Annotated in this window: 11 protein-coding genes; 4 read left to right on the top strand and 7 right to left on the bottom strand. The window is 68.3% G+C overall.

Features of this window, described 5'->3' with window-relative positions; all coding sequences use genetic code 11:
- Nucleotides 1-16: 16 nt before the first annotated feature.
- The 5 genes from ADBZ9K_RS25330 to ADBZ9K_RS25310 form a co-directional block, all read right to left on the bottom strand.
- Complete coding sequence (locus tag ADBZ9K_RS25330; RefSeq protein ID WP_526624992.1) at nucleotides 17-328, bottom strand: PE domain-containing protein; 312 nt, start codon at nucleotides 326-328, stop codon at nucleotides 17-19.
- Entirely contained in the window at nucleotides 325-4,326 is a 4,002-nt protein-coding gene (gene eccCa, locus ADBZ9K_RS25325; protein WP_526624991.1) for a type VII secretion protein EccCa, read from the bottom strand. Before eccCa ends, ADBZ9K_RS25330 begins: the two co-directional genes overlap by 4 nt.
- Complete coding sequence (gene eccB / locus ADBZ9K_RS25320; protein ID WP_526624990.1) at nucleotides 4,323-5,855, bottom strand: type VII secretion protein EccB; 1,533 nt, start codon at nucleotides 5,853-5,855, stop codon at nucleotides 4,323-4,325. Before eccB ends, eccCa begins: the two co-directional genes overlap by 4 nt.
- Nucleotides 5,852-7,684 carry a type VII secretion AAA-ATPase EccA gene (eccA, locus tag ADBZ9K_RS25315; protein ID WP_526625636.1) on the bottom strand — a complete coding sequence of 611 codons (1,833 nt, stop codon included), beginning with the start codon at nucleotides 7,682-7,684 and terminating at the stop codon, nucleotides 5,852-5,854. Before eccA ends, eccB begins: the two co-directional genes overlap by 4 nt.
- Before the next feature lie 113 nt (nucleotides 7,685-7,797).
- The gene (locus ADBZ9K_RS25310; protein WP_526624989.1) at nucleotides 7,798-9,225 is read right to left on the bottom strand and encodes a PPE family protein; all 1,428 of its coding nucleotides are present in this window, start codon (nucleotides 9,223-9,225) and stop codon (nucleotides 7,798-7,800) included.
- A gap of 79 nt (nucleotides 9,226-9,304) precedes the next feature.
- On the opposite strand from ADBZ9K_RS25310, the gene ADBZ9K_RS25305 reads away from it, so the two are divergent.
- Nucleotides 9,305-9,769, top strand: coding sequence for an SRPBCC family protein (locus ADBZ9K_RS25305; protein ID WP_526624988.1), 465 nt, complete (start codon nucleotides 9,305-9,307; stop codon nucleotides 9,767-9,769).
- A complete protein-coding gene (locus ADBZ9K_RS25300) occupies nucleotides 9,762-11,519 on the top strand; it encodes a sulfatase-like hydrolase/transferase (protein ID WP_526624987.1) in 1,758 nt (585 codons plus the stop codon). The genes ADBZ9K_RS25305 and ADBZ9K_RS25300 overlap by 8 nt, the downstream gene beginning before the upstream one ends.
- Here ADBZ9K_RS25300 and ADBZ9K_RS25295 read toward each other — a convergent pair.
- The gene (locus ADBZ9K_RS25295; protein WP_526624986.1) at nucleotides 11,516-12,700 is read right to left on the bottom strand and encodes a cytochrome P450; all 1,185 of its coding nucleotides are present in this window, start codon (nucleotides 12,698-12,700) and stop codon (nucleotides 11,516-11,518) included. The genes ADBZ9K_RS25300 and ADBZ9K_RS25295 overlap by 4 nt on opposite strands.
- A 74-nt stretch (nucleotides 12,701-12,774) precedes the next feature.
- Between ADBZ9K_RS25295 and ADBZ9K_RS25290 the strand changes: the two genes are divergently transcribed.
- Complete coding sequence (locus ADBZ9K_RS25290) at nucleotides 12,775-13,905, top strand: VOC family protein (RefSeq protein ID WP_526624985.1); 1,131 nt, start codon at nucleotides 12,775-12,777, stop codon at nucleotides 13,903-13,905.
- Complete coding sequence (locus ADBZ9K_RS25285; RefSeq protein ID WP_526624984.1) at nucleotides 13,902-14,840, top strand: fumarylacetoacetate hydrolase family protein; 939 nt, start codon at nucleotides 13,902-13,904, stop codon at nucleotides 14,838-14,840. The genes ADBZ9K_RS25290 and ADBZ9K_RS25285 overlap by 4 nt, the downstream gene beginning before the upstream one ends.
- On the opposite strand, the gene ADBZ9K_RS25280 is transcribed toward ADBZ9K_RS25285, so the two are convergent.
- On the bottom strand, nucleotides 14,831-15,475 hold the full coding sequence (locus tag ADBZ9K_RS25280; protein WP_526624983.1) for a TetR/AcrR family transcriptional regulator: 645 nt from the start codon (nucleotides 15,473-15,475) through the stop codon (nucleotides 14,831-14,833). The genes ADBZ9K_RS25285 and ADBZ9K_RS25280 overlap by 10 nt on opposite strands.
- Nucleotides 15,476-15,491 lie beyond the last annotated feature (16 nt).

The raw sequence follows: 15,491 nt of genomic DNA, 5'->3' as shown, positions 1-15,491 counted from the left end.
TTCGTCCGACTTCGACTCAGCCGCCCCGGGCGGCCAGATATGACGATGCTGCCGCGGCGTCGGTGACGGCATATCCGAGCCCAGCGTCGGCCACCGCGGCACCCGAGCGGCCGAGTTCGGTCACGCCCTGCGCTGCGACAGTGCTGTGTTCGAGACCCTGTGCGCTGAACGCGGCGGCGGACTGCAGTGACACCGGGTCCGCGGCGGGGGGTGCCACCGCGGTGATCAGCGGTGCGACGGCCGCATGCGCGGCAGCCAGTCGGGCGGTGAGCGCCTCCACCGCCGCGCTAGCCGCGGCAAGGCCTTCGGGCAGTACGCGAAGGGTCACGTCGGGTTCTCCTCTCCGAGCTGGGACGGCGTGACGTGGTGGGCATGAACGAACGGGCTCACCAGCTGCAGGTGCTCACCGATATCGTTGTCGCCCAGCAGAACCGCACGTCCAGGTGGCTGACGAGAGAATCGGTGACCCCGGATCTTGGCGCTGTCGGCGGGACTGCCCGACAGCATCAGGACGGCAGCTTGCAGGTCATTCATCCGGCGCAGCAGTGGATTCGTCATCAGCGTGTGGCCCGAGCCGCTGGCGCGTCCGGTCACGATCACCCGCAACCCGAGGTCTCGCGCGGCCGAGAGCAGTCCCAGCAGCGGGGTCCATGGACGATGGCCGGCGTAGGGTCCGGCCAGGGCCGGGCCGTCGGGAATCTGGTCGACGTCGTCGACGATCAGATAGTGGGTGTGGGAGTTCCCGCCAACGCGGCAGTCCCACGTCGACAGTTGACCCGGCGCGAGCCCCGCCGGTGGACGGCGTTGTTCGACGAGGTTGGCCAGCCCCAGCACCGCGGGGGTCACCCGGTCGAGGTTGGCACTGTACTCGTTGTCGGCGAACAGCGGCTCGTCGACGAGGTGCAGGCGCCGGTCGAACACCGTGAACGCGACGTCTTCGGCTGTCGAACTCTCCCGGATGGTGCGGATCAGATGCCGCAACAGCGTGGTCTTGCCGGACTTGGTGTCTCCGAAGACCATCAGCAGCGGTTGCTCGGCGAAGTCGAACACCACAGGGGACAAATCGATTTCGCGTTGGCCCAGCACCACTCGTTCCCGGCCGCGGGACAGCGGGGCGACGTCGGCGGGGTCCAGTTCCTCGGGCAGCAGACGCACCGGGGGCGCCTGCACGCCTGGGTGACGCGCATTGATCACCGGGATCCGGGCCAGATCCGGCTCGGCGAACAGAAAATGCTCACCGGCCATGGTCAGTCCGCGCCCGGGCTGGTCGTGCGGTACCGACTCGGCCGGGCGACGCAGGCTGTCGGGTACCCGCACGTTACTGTCCCTGGGGTCGGGCAGACGCAACTCCAGGCGCAACCCCAGCCCGTCGCGCATCGCCAACGGGATCTCCATCCAGTTCGGCGTGGTGACCACGACGTGGATGCCGTGTGCCAGGCCAGTGTTGGCCAACTCGGTGACAGCGGCCAACAATGGATTGCGGGTGTTGAACTGGTCGGTGTTGTCACGGCCGAAGGCATACAGGTTGTCGATCACCAGGAAGACTTCACCGTGGCCGTCGCGCCCCGCGGAGCCGGTGCCGCCCCGTCCGGCGGCACGCTGGCGGGCGGCGAGGAGTTGCTCGAGCTCACCAAAGGTGCGCCGGATCCGCTCTGGTTCCAGCGGCGAGGCGACACTGCCGACGTGCGCCAGACCTTCGATTCCACGAAGCCGCCCACCGCCGTAGTCGAGACAGTAGAAGGTGACCTCGCGCGGGGAATGCAACTCGGCGGCCGACAAGATGAAGGTCATCAGCGCCGTGGACTTGCCGGACTTCGCACCGCCGTGGATCACCATGTTGCCGGCTGCTGACGATGCGTCGAAAAGCAAAGGGTCACGGCGCATGTCGAAGGGACGGTCGATCTCGCCAAGCGGCCAGCGCCCCTGTTGCGCAGGCACGCCGGCATCGGCTAGCACCGTGTCCAGTCCGATGGGCTCGTCGAGCGGAGGGAGCCACAAGGTGGGCGCACTCGGTCCGAAGCGGGCCAGTTGGTCCCCAATGGTGGCCACCAACTTCCGCGGCGGTCCGGCCGGAATGTGCTCCTCGTCGGTGAGCACGACGACGTCTTCGTCGAGCGCGACTGGACCCGCGGTGAATCGCGTCGGTTCCGGCACAGCGGGAACCACATACGATGACACCGGACGCGGCGGGTCGTAGATGCCGTCGACGTAGGTGCCGCGGAACTTGATCGGGGCGGCACCGGGTGCGGGCACCAGGAATCCGACGCCCTTGTGCTCCTTGCCGGATTCGACGTGATAGGCGTCCTCGACACCGATGATCTGCCGGGACGCGGCTGGGCTGGCGACCTTGAGGCCGATCCGGTAGGAGGTGTTCTTGTCGATGTCCTTGATCCGGCCCACGTCCAACGTCTGGGAGGCGAACAGGATGTGGATCCGGAATGAGCGCCCCTTGCGGGCGACATAGTCGAAAAGGGCGGCGTATTCCGGGTGTTCGGCCAGCATCAGGGTGAACTCGTCGGCAACGACGAACAGCGTCGGCAACGGCGGCAGATCGATGGCCGCCGCTTCGGCGGCCGGGCGGGCGGCCTCGTATTCGGTCACCGAGTTGAAGGCGCTGCCTTGCAACTGCCGACCCGCGTCGCGCAGCAGGTTCTCCCGCCGGGCGACTTCGCCGCGCAGGGTGTCGGCGAACCGGTCGGCGAGCGATTTCTTCTCGGCCATGTTGGAGATGACCGCCACGACCTGCGGGAAGTTACGGAAGATGTCCGCTCCGGCCTCACCCTTGAAATCGACGTAGATGACGATGAGCCGGTCAGCCGAATGAGTGGTCAACAGGGACAACAGAATCGACATCAGCGTCTGCGATTTCCCGGACCCGGTCATCCCGATCATCAGCCCGTGCGGTCCCATCCCGCCCTCCGCCTCATCCTTGAGGTCGAAGTACATCGGCACACCGGTGGCCGTCACGCCGATCGGCACCCGCAGTTCGTCCTCGCGGCGGCGCGGCGCCCACAACGCGGGCACATCGAGGGCCGAGGCGTCCTCGATTCCCATCAGGCTGGTGAAACTCGCGCCCCGGGTGGCGGCTGAGCGCAGTCCCGCATGGGTCGGGTTGGAGTCCCACCGCGCCAGCCGCCGAGCCAGGTGGGCCGCCTGCGCGGCCGACATCCGGTCGGCACGCTGCACATAGGGCTGCCAACCACCAGTCTCCCAGCGCTGGATGGCCCCCGCGACGATCCGCAGCAGTGGCCGCTCCGGATCGGGGTAGCGGTCGGCCCTCGGGCTGATCTCGGCGTCGGCGGTGTAGATGACGGTGACGCCCGCCAACCCGGTCGCCAATACCGAATCATCCGGCTCGTGACCCGGATCGTCGACGACGATGACCAGATGACGCATCGGTGCGTCGGTACCGGTGCCGAACAGTGGACGCTCGGCCAGCACCGGCCCGACGGAGCCGACCAGCGCCTCGGTATCGGCCACCAGGTGTCGTGCGGGCCCACATCCGTCGAGGCGCCCCGCGATATCGGTGTGCGGTAACCACTTCAGCCAGGACCAGTCCGCCGACTCCAGATCTGGGCTGGCCAGCGCGATGCCCAGCGAAGCGGCATCATGCCAGGTGACGGCCTGGGCCAACCAGGCCCGCAGTACCGCCCGCACGTCGTCGGCCGGGCCGGCGACGGTGATGCGTGACACCGTCTTCAGGTCGACGCCCCGCGGTGCGTCACCTACGGTTCGGTGCACATCCAGCAGGGCGCGTAATGCACTGTACGACACCGGTTCCAGGTCGACCTCGTCGGCGGTGTCCTTGACTCGCATTGTGGTGTCCAGCGGCACGCTGTGCAGTCCGGTGCGTACCACCAGGAAATCGTCGTCGTGCGGGTCGCGCTCCCATTGCCGTCGCGATCCGGGAATCGCGGCCAGGGCTGCGGGATCGGGGTGCGACCACAGCAGCGCTGCCCGCTGCGCGGTCGCTGCGGCGCGCACGTTGTCGCGGACCACCGACAGGTAGCGAAGGTAATCGGCGCGTTCGGCGTCGACCTCCTCGGTGCGCGTCTTGTTGTCGTTACCGCGGTAGAGGGCGGTCGCGGCCAGCAACAGGACGAACGGGAAGAACAGGGTCTGCGGTGAGATCATCCGCATCCCGGTGGCGAACAGCGCGACGATCATCCCGACGATGAGAATGACGATCAGGAACGGCAACGCGCGCCGCAACAACGACGCGGGCACCACCCGGGGCAACTCCGGTGGCGCCTCGATGACGATCGCGCCCTTTTGGGTCTTCGGACCGGATAGCCGTCGGCCGGCCTCGAAGATCAGCCTGCTCATCGAACCTCCTGAAGTGCGGGCCGCACGGCGTCGTAGGTCACCAGCGCGTCGGCCTGGGACAGGGCCGGCCCGGGTGCGAGAAGCGTCAGCACCGCCCACGGGATCGGGAGGGCCGGATTACGCAAACCCAGTGCGGCCACTGCGTTCTCGGAAGTCTGATGATCACCGCCGATGCCGTAGCGGACGCCGGTGTCCGAAATCCAGAACAATGACCCGGCCGGTGGGGAGGCCGGCTGCTGGCCGACGGTCTGCACGAAGTAGCCGCGGCCGGCGGGCAACGCGACCCGGTCAGCGGTGCCGGCGGCGCCGGCTCCGACGAGCTCGACCGCCCGCACGCCGTCCGGAAGCGGTACCGCCGAGCCGCTCAGCAGAGACAGCGAGCTGGTCGCCGCGCCATCGGTCTTGGTCCAGTGCGCGCAGGTGACGGGCGCGTCGGCGGCATCGGCCAATTCGACGGGGTGCGCCGGGTAGGCCGACACGTCCAGCGCCGCCGACACGGGTAGCCGGGCGATGTCGTCGGCTTCCAGCTGCGGTGGTTGAGCCAGTCCGTGGGAGTCAGCGTTGCGCAGCACGGCGGCCAGCACCGGTGTGACGGGTTGCAGCCCGTCCGAGAGCACCGCGTAGTACGTCGGCGTGCCGTCATTGCGGTAGGCGATCACCACCGCTCCGATGGGCGCCGGAACCGGCAGCGGGAATGCCGCCGGCTGGCCGGCGTCGGCGATCTGCGGTACCCGTAGTGCGGGGCCTTCCGGAATCGCGTTGAACAATCCCGACGCGATGGGACGGGGTGTCGGTACCACGGCCGGCAGCCCCAATGCGTCGGTGACGGCGCGGTCGGCCGGGTCCACAGCGCTACGCCGGCCTTCCCACAGCAGCCATGTCCCACCGGCGGCGGTCACCAGCACGGCGTGGTCGGCCGGCAGCACGCCTGCGCGCGCCCCATTGCTGTCCACCGGACCGGTGATGACGGACACGCCGGCATTGGCCGGTGAGCCGTCGACGCCGTCGCACACTGTCCAGTCGGCGTTGCGGGAATCGTTCTGCACCATACGTTCCGGCGCACCCGGTATCCCGACCAGGCTGCCCCGGGCGAACGTGTCGAGCTGTTGACTGCTGACGCTGGTCGGATCGACCGGGCGCCCGACGGCGAGCCGCGCCGAGGTGAGGTTGAGCACCGGATGCAACCGGTCGCCGAGGCGGACGTACAGCGCCGAGGTGGACCGATCGGCGAGCACAGGATCGTTGCCGGCGACTCCGGCCGGCCGCAGCAGGGAGAACACGAAACAACCGGCGACCGCGGTCACCAGCACCAGGACGCCGGTGAGGACGGCGCGCGACTGACTGCGTAGGGGGTCGACGAGCATCCGGGTGTCGTGCAGGGCGAGGCCGGAAGCGATGCGGCGCATCACGAATCGCCAACCCGTCACCTGATGGCGGGTGATGAACCCGCGCCGGTAGGTGACCCGGTCGGCGTGGTCGTTGGACGGTGTGCGGGAGGAGAACGAGCGGCGCTCCTCATGAGGGTTCACGCCGGCACCGTCAGACCCAGGCCGCGCAGCAGCGGCACTACTGACCCGCGCACGTCGTCGGCGGTGATGGTGATGAGTTGCTCGTCGGTGAAGTCGTCGGCTCCGGACAAGTCGGTGTGGTCCAATCTGAATTCCCGTTCCTCTTCCGACCGTTCGACGACGTTGCGGACGAATCGTCCGTTGCCCGCGATATCCAGACTGCGCCGGTCGATCCCGGCCGAATCCGGCATCGTGGAACTGGCCAACTGCCCGAACAGCTCTTCGAGGTCACGGAGCGCGGCGGGGTCGAACGCGCTGTCTCGCTTGTGCGCCATGGCTTGGGCGATCTCGACGAGTTCACCGGCCGAATACGACGGGAAGTCGATGCTGCGGCTGAACCGCGACCGCAGACCCTCGTTGGTGTCCAGGAACCGGTCCAGATCAGCGCGATATCCCGCGACGATGACGACCAGCCGGTCCCGGTCGTTTTCCATCCTGGCCAACAGGGTGTCGATGGCCACCAACCCGAAGTCGTTCTTGGCCCCGGTGGCCACCAATGCGTACGCCTCGTCGAGGAACAGCACCCCATCGAGGGCGCTGTCGATCACCGCGTTGGTCTTGGCCTCGGTCTCGCCGATGTGCTGGCCGATCAGATCGGCACGGTGCACCTCGCGGACGTTCTCTCGCTTGAGCAACCCCAAACCGCAGTAGATCTTGGCCACCACCCGGGCGATGGTCGTCTTACCGGTGCCCGGTGGACCGGCGAACACCAGATGATGGGTGCGCTGCGCCACTGCCAGGCCACGCTCCTGGCGGCGGAGACCCATAGCCACGGAACTCTTCAGCCGCGCCACCTGATTCTTCACCTCATCGAGCCCGATGAACTCCCCCAATTCGCGCTCCGCTTCCTCCAGCAGGGCAGCCTTACGCTCACGAGAATCGGGGTCGACGAACTCCTCCTCGCCGGGCTCGGTGGCCGGATCCCACGGATCGGTACGCGCCTCGATACGCGCGGCGGTGGTAGTCGCGATGCCGAACGTGGGATCGGACAGGGCCTGCTCGACCTGCTCGTTGTCCGGGTTGGCCGCATACAGCTCCTGCAGTACGTCGGCGGCGCCCTCCTCCTCGCCGTAGGCCCGCAACGACAGTGCCTTGGCCAACGCACCATCGGCGGCGGCCATCGACACCGGGCCCGCCGGGTCCTCCAAATACGAGAGCGCTGGCGCGAACATCCCGAGCCGGGCCAACGCCACACCCAACGCGATCCTGGCCGCATGGGCATACGCCGGATCCAGGGCGGAGTCGTTGACTACCGGCGTGAGGAGCCTGATCACATCAGTCCAGCGTTGCGCCCGGGAGCGCACGGCGGCGTCGACCCACCGGGCCTCTGGCCATTCGGGCCGCCGGCCCCTGACCTCGCGCACCAGCTCATCGGCCGCGCCGAAGTCGCCCGCGACCGCCAGCGCGGCGGCGTACGCCAGCCGGAACGCGTCTGGTTCGATGGCGCGGAGACGCAAGTACAGACCCGTGTCGTAATCGAATCCCAGTGCGCCAGGGGCAAGTTCGATCCGACGTTGGAGCAATCCGCTGGTATCGGCCGTGCGGTCGACGGCCGCCAGCACCGCCAGGCTGTCATCACCGGATGCCGCCAGACCGGTCCACGCATCGCACTGCTCATGCGCGACCCGGGTCAGTTCACCGAAGCCTCGCCGCGCGGCGGCCAGGTCGGCGGGCCTGCGCCGGTCGTAGACCGCCAGTCCCAGCGCCTTACAACACGTGGCGAATCGGCTCACCAGGTCCGCGTCGGGACGCGCACCCGGTACCGGCTTGATAGCAGCACCGTTGATCATAGGCATCGTGCCGACCGCCGCCGGCGCTCTCCTTAGCATTGCCTAAACTAATTTAGGTGGGAAAGTTAGCATTGCCTAACCCGACTGTCGAGCCCTCCCCCGCCCATGCACAGTCACAGAGCCGGTGGCGGCGGCGCGGGGTCGGCCGCTGCCGCCTCACCTACCCAGGTTTGCGGCAGCAACGGCACGGTGGCCTTGTCGCCACGGGTAGTGGTGGCCAGCTGGGACAGACCCCTGGCGCCGAGCGAACCAATGCCGTGCTCGCCGACGCCCGCTGCGGGGGATCCCGCCGACGGGTCCGGGTCGTCGGCGGGCAGCGTCATCCGGCCGACGTCGGCCAGGTATTCCACTCGGTATTGACGAGATCTCCTGCGCTGCTTTGCTGTTCGGCTATCCTGCGCTCGATCCGCCTGCCGGACCGAGCCGGTTGCCACTGCTGCGGCAGCAGCCGACGCCGCAGCGGACGAGGTCGCTCCGGCGGACGGACTGAATCCCTCTCCGTCCGGGCCCGCGACGGCGTAGAGCAGCGTGCCGGCAGTCCCGGACGCGGGTGCGGGTGCGGTGGGACTCGGGGCGGGCGCCGAACTTGCGGTACCGGTGGCCACCGATGCGGTGTTGACCGGTAATGGGGCCGCCCCCGCGGCGGGGAGCAACTCCGGGCGCGCCGCCGGCGCGGCTACCGGTTCTTCGCTGGGAGTGTCGGGAACCGGTTGCACATAACCCAGGGCGGCCAGGCCGGCCAAACCGGCCGGCAACAACAGCGGGCTGAGCAGCGGCGTGAACGGGCCGAGATAGATGGTGGTGTCGATGATTCCGTAGGCCAGGTAGTAGAAGACCGTGCCGTCGACGAAGTTGATGATCGAGTCCAACACCTGGGTGACCATGTCGCGCCAGGGCTCTGGCAGGTCTTGGGCCAGATCGCGAAGTTCGACGAAGAAGTCGTGGATGGCCTTGATGACCTGCTTGGGGATACTCAGCGACTCGCCCTCTTCCGCCGTCGCCGCTGCGCTGACGATTTTGGGTGCCGGCGTTGTCGGCGTCGACGAGGCAGCGACCGCCTGGGTCACCGCCTGGTAAGTCGTCATGCTGGTGGCGGCCTGCATCCACATCCGGGCATAGTCGGCCTCGTTGACCGCAATCGGAATGGCGTTGATGCCAAGGAAATTGGTGGCCAGAAGCACACCATGCACGGCATGGTTCGCGGCCAGCTCCGGCAGCGTGGGCATAGCCGCCAGCGCCGACGTATAGGCGGCAGCCGCGGTCTCGTGACGCGCTGCGGCCTGGGCGGCCTGCGCCGAGGCTTCGCTCAGCCACGCGAGATAAGGCAGATGAGCGGCGGCGTACAACGCGGCGCTGGCGCCTTCCCACGACGTGGCCGACACGGTGGCGGCGAGGCTGCGCAGTTCCGCTGCGACCGCCTCGTATTCCACGGCCAAGGCGCGCCATCCCTGCGCCGCGGCCAGCAGGGACCCCGGACCAGGCCCGGTGGACAGCAATGCGGAATGAACCTCGGGAGGCACCGCGAACCACGGTGATGTCATGCCCAGCAACCTACATTAGGGGAGCCTAACCTTCACCTGCTCACTTTGGTTTGGGCACTGCCCTGACACCACCAGGGGTTTGAGGTTCAATGGTCCGGTGGCCGACATCCGCCGCACGCGCACGATAGCGGCCGAGCCGCAGGCTATTTGGGACGTGCTTTCCGACTTCGGAGCGATCAGCTCCTGGGCCGACACCGTCGACCACTCCTGCCTGCTCGAGCACGGCGCCGAACCGGGCCTCGGGATGTCCCGTCGCATACAGGTGGGGCGCGACACCCTGGTCGAGCGGGTCATCGAGTTCAGCCCGCCGAACTCCGTCGGCTACGACATTGAGGGGCTTCCCCGCTGGCTGGCCGCGGCCAACCACTGGACGCTGGTGCCCATCGGCGGCGACCACACCGAGGTGACGCTGACGAGCACGGTGCGCGTCGGCGCCAATCCGCTGGCCGCACTCGTCGAACGCGCGGCCTGCCGGTTCCTGGCCAAGCAGTCCGACGCTTTGCTCGCCGGACTTGCGAAACGAGTGGAGGCTTCCCGTGTCTGAGCGCCCCGACATCGTCATCGTGATGACCGACGAGGAACGCGCGATCCCGCCCTACGAAACCGACGACGTCCGCGCATGGCGCCAACGAGTCCTCAACGGCCGCGGGTGGTTCGACGAGCACGGCGTGAGTTTCGGCCATCACTACACCGGTTCACTGGCCTGCGTGCCGAGCCGGCCCACCATCTTCACCGGGCAGTACCCCGACCTGCACGGCGTCACCCAGACCGACGGCATCGGCAAGTCCTTCGACGACTCGCGGATGCGCTGGCTGCGCCGGGGTGAAGTGCCCACCCTCGGCAATTGGTTCCGCGCGGCCGGGTACGACACCCATTACGACGGTAAGTGGCACATCTCGCACGCCGACCTGACCGATCCCGAGACGGGGGCCCCGCTGGCCACCAATGACAACGAGGGTGTCGTCGATCCCGCCGCCGTGCGGCGCTATCTGGATGCCGACCCGCTCGCTCCGTACGGATTCTCCGGCTGGGTCGGCCCCGAACCGCACGGTGCCGGGCTGGCCAACAGCGGAATCCGCCGCGACCCGTTGATCGCCGACCGGGTGGTGGCCTGGCTGCAGGACCGCTACGCCAGGCGCCGCGCTGGCGACCCCGCCGCGCTGCGTCCGTTCCTGCTCGTCGCCAGCTTCGTGAACCCGCACGACATCGCGTTGTTCCCGACCTGGGCGATGCGAAGCCCGCTCAAACCGTCGCCGCTGGATCCGCCGCCGGTGCCGGCCGCCCCGACGGCCGACGAGGACCTCCGGACCAAGCCCGCCGCGCAGATCGCCTTCCGCGAGGCCTACTACTCCGGTTACGGCCCGGCGGCCGCCATCCAGCGCACCTACGAGCGCAACGCGCAGCGCTACCGCGACCTCTACTACCGGCTGCACGCCGAGGTCGACGCACCCATCGACCGGGTCCGCCGCGCGGTCACCGAGGGTGGGTCGGACAACGCCGTGCTGGTGCGAACCGCCGATCACGGCGACCTGCTCGGCGCGCACGGCGGGCTACACCAGAAGTGGTTCAACCTGTACGACGAGGCGACGCGGGTGCCGTTCGTGATCGCCAGGGTGGGCGAGCGCGAAACCCAGGCCAGGGTGGTGGATTCACCGACCTCTCATGTCGACCTGCTGCCGACACTGCTCGGCGCGGCCGGTGTCGACGTCGCATCCGCCGCCGCGACGCTGGCGGAGTCGTTCTCGGAGGTGCACCCGCTGCCGGGGCACAACCTCATGCCGATTGTCGACGGTGCGGCCGACGACGCGGACCGTGCGGTCTATATCATGACCCGCGACAACATGCTCGAGGGAGACACCGGCGCGTCGGGACTGGGCCGCGCGTTGAAGCAGACCGTGAATCCGCCCGCGCCGCTTCGCATCCGGGTTCCCGCCCACACCGCAGCGAACTTCGAGGGGCTGGTCGTCCGGGTGGACGGACGGCTGTGGAAGCTCGTACGCACCTTCGACGACCCCGCCACCTGGACCGAGCCCGGCGTGCGCCATCTGGCTGCCAACGGGCTAGGCGGACAGACGTACCGCACCAGCCCGTTGGACGACCAGTGGGAGCTCTACGACCTGACCAACGATCCGGTCGAATCGGTCAACCGCTGGACCGACCCTGGGCTGGATGACCTGCGCGAGTTGCTGTGTGGGCAGCTCAAGCAGGTCCGTGCGGATGCAATACCCGAGCGCAACACCCCATGGCCCTACGCATCCCGACGTCCGCCGCAGCGCCGACGGTTCTTCGGTTAGGCGGCCACCAGCCGCAACGGAAGCCGCCGGTGGCGCCGAATGATGTTGTTGACAGCCCATTCCGGCGGGGCAACCTGCTCAATGCGGGCAACCCGGTCCGCCAGCGCGCGAAGCATCGCGGCCGTCTCCAGCCGGGCCAGTCCCTGCCCGGCACAGGCGTGGGCACCCTGACCGAATCCGATGTGCCGCCCGGCGTCACGGGTGATGTCGAAGGCCTCGGGACGGTCCCATTCCCGTTCGTCGCGATTGGCCGAGGCATAGATCACCAACACCCGCGCTCCGGCCGGTAACGCGGCGCCGGCGATCTCGGTGTGCACACACGCCTGCCTGGCGAAGGCCCGCAGCGGGGACTCGTAGCGCACGATCTCGTTGACGGCGTTGGGAATCCGGTGCGGCTCGGCACGCAGGAGCTGCCACTGCTCGGGGTGGCTGGCGAACAGATCCAGTGCGTTGGCGATGGCGCTGATGGTGGTGTCCAGCGAAGGGGCAATGTAGTCGACCAGCAGGTCCGGGCACTCCTCGGCGGCGACCGTGCCCTCGTCGACCGACGTCAGGAGCTCGTGCGCCAGGCTGCCCTCGAGTGCGGTGCGCTGCCGGACGACCCGGCGGGCGAACCGCAGCATCTGGGTTGTCCCCGGCACGGCGCGAACGGCCTGCCGGTTGAGGGGTCCCAACGCGTCGAACGTGGCACCCGCCCAGTCGATGAGGTGCTCACGTTGGTCGCGCGGCCAGCCCACCAGGTCGGGGACGACAGCCAGCGGCAGTGCGGCGGCAAGTTCGACACCGTCGACATCGCCACGTCGCACCGCGTCGTCGACGACCTCGACGGCCTGCCGGTCGACCGATTCGCTGATCGCCCCCAACGCCCGTGGTAGCAGCCGGTGTGCGACGAGTTTGCGTCGCCGCTCGTGGTCGGGCCCGTCGCTGTTGAGCGTCGTGCCCCGGGACAGGCGGTTGCTGAGGCGATTGAGCGCGACGCCGTTGCCCGAGACGAAGACTGTGTCGTCACGCAGCACGGACTTGCATTCGGCGTACCGCGGCAGGGCATAGACCTGTTGGCGGGGTAGCCAGACGACCGACCCGAGCTCGCGCAGCCTCGAGTAGTGCGGGTACGGGTTCACGATCGCGTCGCGCGCGTAGATGTCCGGTCGGTATTCCGCTACATCGCGCGACTGCCGCACCAAGCCGATCCCACCTTGACTGAGGGTTCCGTCGTATGTGACGATTTCGTCATACAGTAGACCAGGAGGGTGCCATGGGCAAGGTCGTGGCGGCGCACAACGACTTGCACAGCGAGCAGGGCGCATTGCGGGGCGAGCATCCCGGTCGCTCGCGCAACCCGGTGATCAAGGTGCACGACCTCGCCTGGCTGGAGTTCGAGAAGCCAGACCTGAGCGCCGCGGAGACTTTCGCCCGGGCCTTCGGCTTCCAGATCGCGGCGCGCACCACCGACGAACTGCACCTGCGTGGAACCGACGCCGGTGCGCCGTGCGTTTTGTTGCGACGCGGAACTCGGACCCGGTTCCGTGGCCTGGCGTTCACCGCGCAGGACGATGTCGACGTCTACCGGTTGGCCGAGGCGCATCGCGCACCGACCCGGCCGCTGCCGGAGTCATTCGGCGGTGTGGCGGTCGAACTCACGGACCCCAGCGGTATCCCGGTGAAAGTGGTTGCCGGGCTGCACGCATTGCCCGAACTCCCGGCACAGGCCCCGCACGTGTTCAACTTCGGCCACCACGACGCGCGTACCAACACAACCCAGCGGCCACCGCGAGAACCCGCCGCCGTCCAGCGGCTCGGTCACGTCGTGCTGCAGTCCACGCGATACCGCGAGGCATTGGATTGGTACCTCGACAATCTGGGCCTAATCGTCAGCGACTTCCAGTACTACGCGGGTCAGCGCGACCGAGGGCCCACGATGAGCTTCATTCGTTGCGACCGTGGCGCCACTGCGACCGATCACCACACCCTGGCGATGGCATTGGGGCCGGCCAATCGCTACGTGCACTCGGCCTATCAGGTCAGCGACCTCGACGCACTGGCCGCCGGCGGCGAATACCTGCTTGAGCGCGGCTATTTCCGGTCATGGGGCATCGGCAGGCACATCCAGGGCAGTCAGTTGTTCGACTACTGGCGCGATCCGGACGGCTTTCTGGTGGAGCACTACGCCGACGGTGACCTGTTCGACAACACCCTGGAACCGGGTTGGGCGCCGTTCACCGCGTCCGGGCTGGCCCAGTGGGGCCCACCGGCCACCAGCGACTTCCTCGGAACCAGTCCCAAACATGCTCGCCACGAGGCGCTTTCGATGATCAACGCCGTGCGCGAGCGCAACGAGTTCGACGTCAAACGCCTTATCGGCCTGCTGAAAGTTGCCATCTCATGAGCATTTCCATTCTCCGCACCGCCGACGCGTGGTGGGTCGCCACCCCGGCCGGGGCGGCGAAAATCGCCACCTCGGCACGCAGCACCGCCGAACTCCTCGCCGACCGCGCCGCCATCGACACCGCCGCCGGCAGCGCCGACACCGTCGACGTCACGAGCCTTCAGCTGCTCTCCCCGGTCACCAAACCCTGCCGAGTGGTCGCCCAGATGACGAACTTCGCCTCGCACGTCCGCGATGCCGGCATGGACCCCGCCACCATCCCGCTGACGTTCTTCCGCAAGTCGTCGGCGTCGATCAGCGGCCCGTTCGCCCCGGTGGTCAAACCCGCGCACGTCAAGTTCCTGGACTACGAGGTGGAGATCGGCCTGGTGATCGGGCGCGACATCCCGGTCGGGACAACGATCGCCCGCTCCGAGCTCGCCGACTACGTCGCCGGCCTGGTGGTCACCAACGACGTGTCGGCCCGTGACATCCAGCTGCCGCAGAGCCAGTTCTACGAGGCCAAGTCCTACCCGAGCTTCACCCCGGTCGGGCCCGCCCTGGTTCTGACCGACGCAGCCGAACTCACGCGGTTCGGGGATCTGCGGTTGCGGTTGCGGGTCAACGGCGAGGAACGGCAGAACGCACTGGTCGACGGGGACATGCTGTACCGGCCCATCGAAGCGCTCCAATCGCTGGCCCGCTTCCAGGATCTCGCCGCCGGGGACCTGATCCTGACCGGGACGCCCGTCGGTACCGCACTCAGCGCTCCGCCGAAACCGATCGAGATCATCGGCTCGCTGCTGCCGCCCGCGCTGAAGTGGAAGGCGTTCTTTAAGCGTCAGGCCGGCAACCCGAAGTACCTGCACGACGGCGACGTCATCGAAGCGTCGGTGGGCACCGACGACGGTGCCATCGATCTCGGCACTCAGCGGATGACGGTGACCTACGCCTGAAAAGGCATGTCCGGCAACGGCAAAGCACAGACCTCGCCCGCTTCCTGCACCGACATGCCGAACAGTCGCAGCACATCCTCGGTGACCGCGTCGGCGGTCGCCCCAGCCTCCCGGTCGGGGTGCGCCTGCAGCAGATACCCCATCCCCAGCAGCGCGCCGGCCGCCACCGCCAGAGCCAACTCGGCGTCCTCGACGTGGAACCGCCCGGCCGCCACGGCGGCCTTGATGTCGCGCATCGCCCGCGGCGCCAGGCCCCGATCCGAGGACAGCAACGCCCCCCAGTTGGCGAGCAGGATTTGGCTCTCCTGCGGCCGTTCCCGGAAGAACCGGCCGGTCAGCCGGAAGCTGCACGCAAACACGGCCGCCGGATCCTCGAGGTCAGCCGTGAGGTGGTCCAGGACGGCTCCGTACGAGTCGAGAACGTCGATGACGGCGGCTTCGAACAGTTGTTCTTTGCTCTCGAAATGGTTGTAGAACGACCCCATGCCCACATCGGCAGCCTGGGTGATCTCCAGGACCGGGACGTTGAGCCGACCCGCGGCGATCATCGCTTGGGCCGCCTTGATCAGCGCCATCCGCGTGCGCTGCTTGCGGCGCTCCAGGCGGTTGATCGGCGCCTGATCCTCTTCGGTCACGGGTCCCCCAGCATCA

The organism is Mycobacterium sp., from assembly GCF_965229265.1.
In the GTDB taxonomy this organism is placed as follows: Bacteria; Actinomycetota; Actinomycetes; order Mycobacteriales; family Mycobacteriaceae; genus Mycobacterium.
Note: the sequence above shows the minus strand (reverse complement) of the source record. Positions and strands in the feature narration are given on the sequence as shown.

What these genes read in the sequence shown, in the direction of transcription:
- eccCa (WP_526624991.1), bottom strand. Translation starts at nt 4,326, where the DNA reads ATGAGCAGGCTGATCTTCGAGGCCGGCCGACGGCTATCCGGTCCGAAG.
- eccA (WP_526625636.1), bottom strand. Translation starts at nt 7,684, where the DNA reads ATGATCAACGGTGCTGCTATCAAGCCGGTACCGGGTGCGCGTCCCGAC.
- ADBZ9K_RS25310 (WP_526624989.1), bottom strand. Translation starts at nt 9,225, where the DNA reads ATGACATCACCGTGGTTCGCGGTGCCTCCCGAGGTTCATTCCGCATTG.
- ADBZ9K_RS25290 (WP_526624985.1), top strand. Translation starts at nt 12,775, where the DNA reads ATGGGCAAGGTCGTGGCGGCGCACAACGACTTGCACAGCGAGCAGGGC.
- ADBZ9K_RS25285 (WP_526624984.1), top strand. Translation starts at nt 13,902, where the DNA reads ATGAGCATTTCCATTCTCCGCACCGCCGACGCGTGGTGGGTCGCCACC.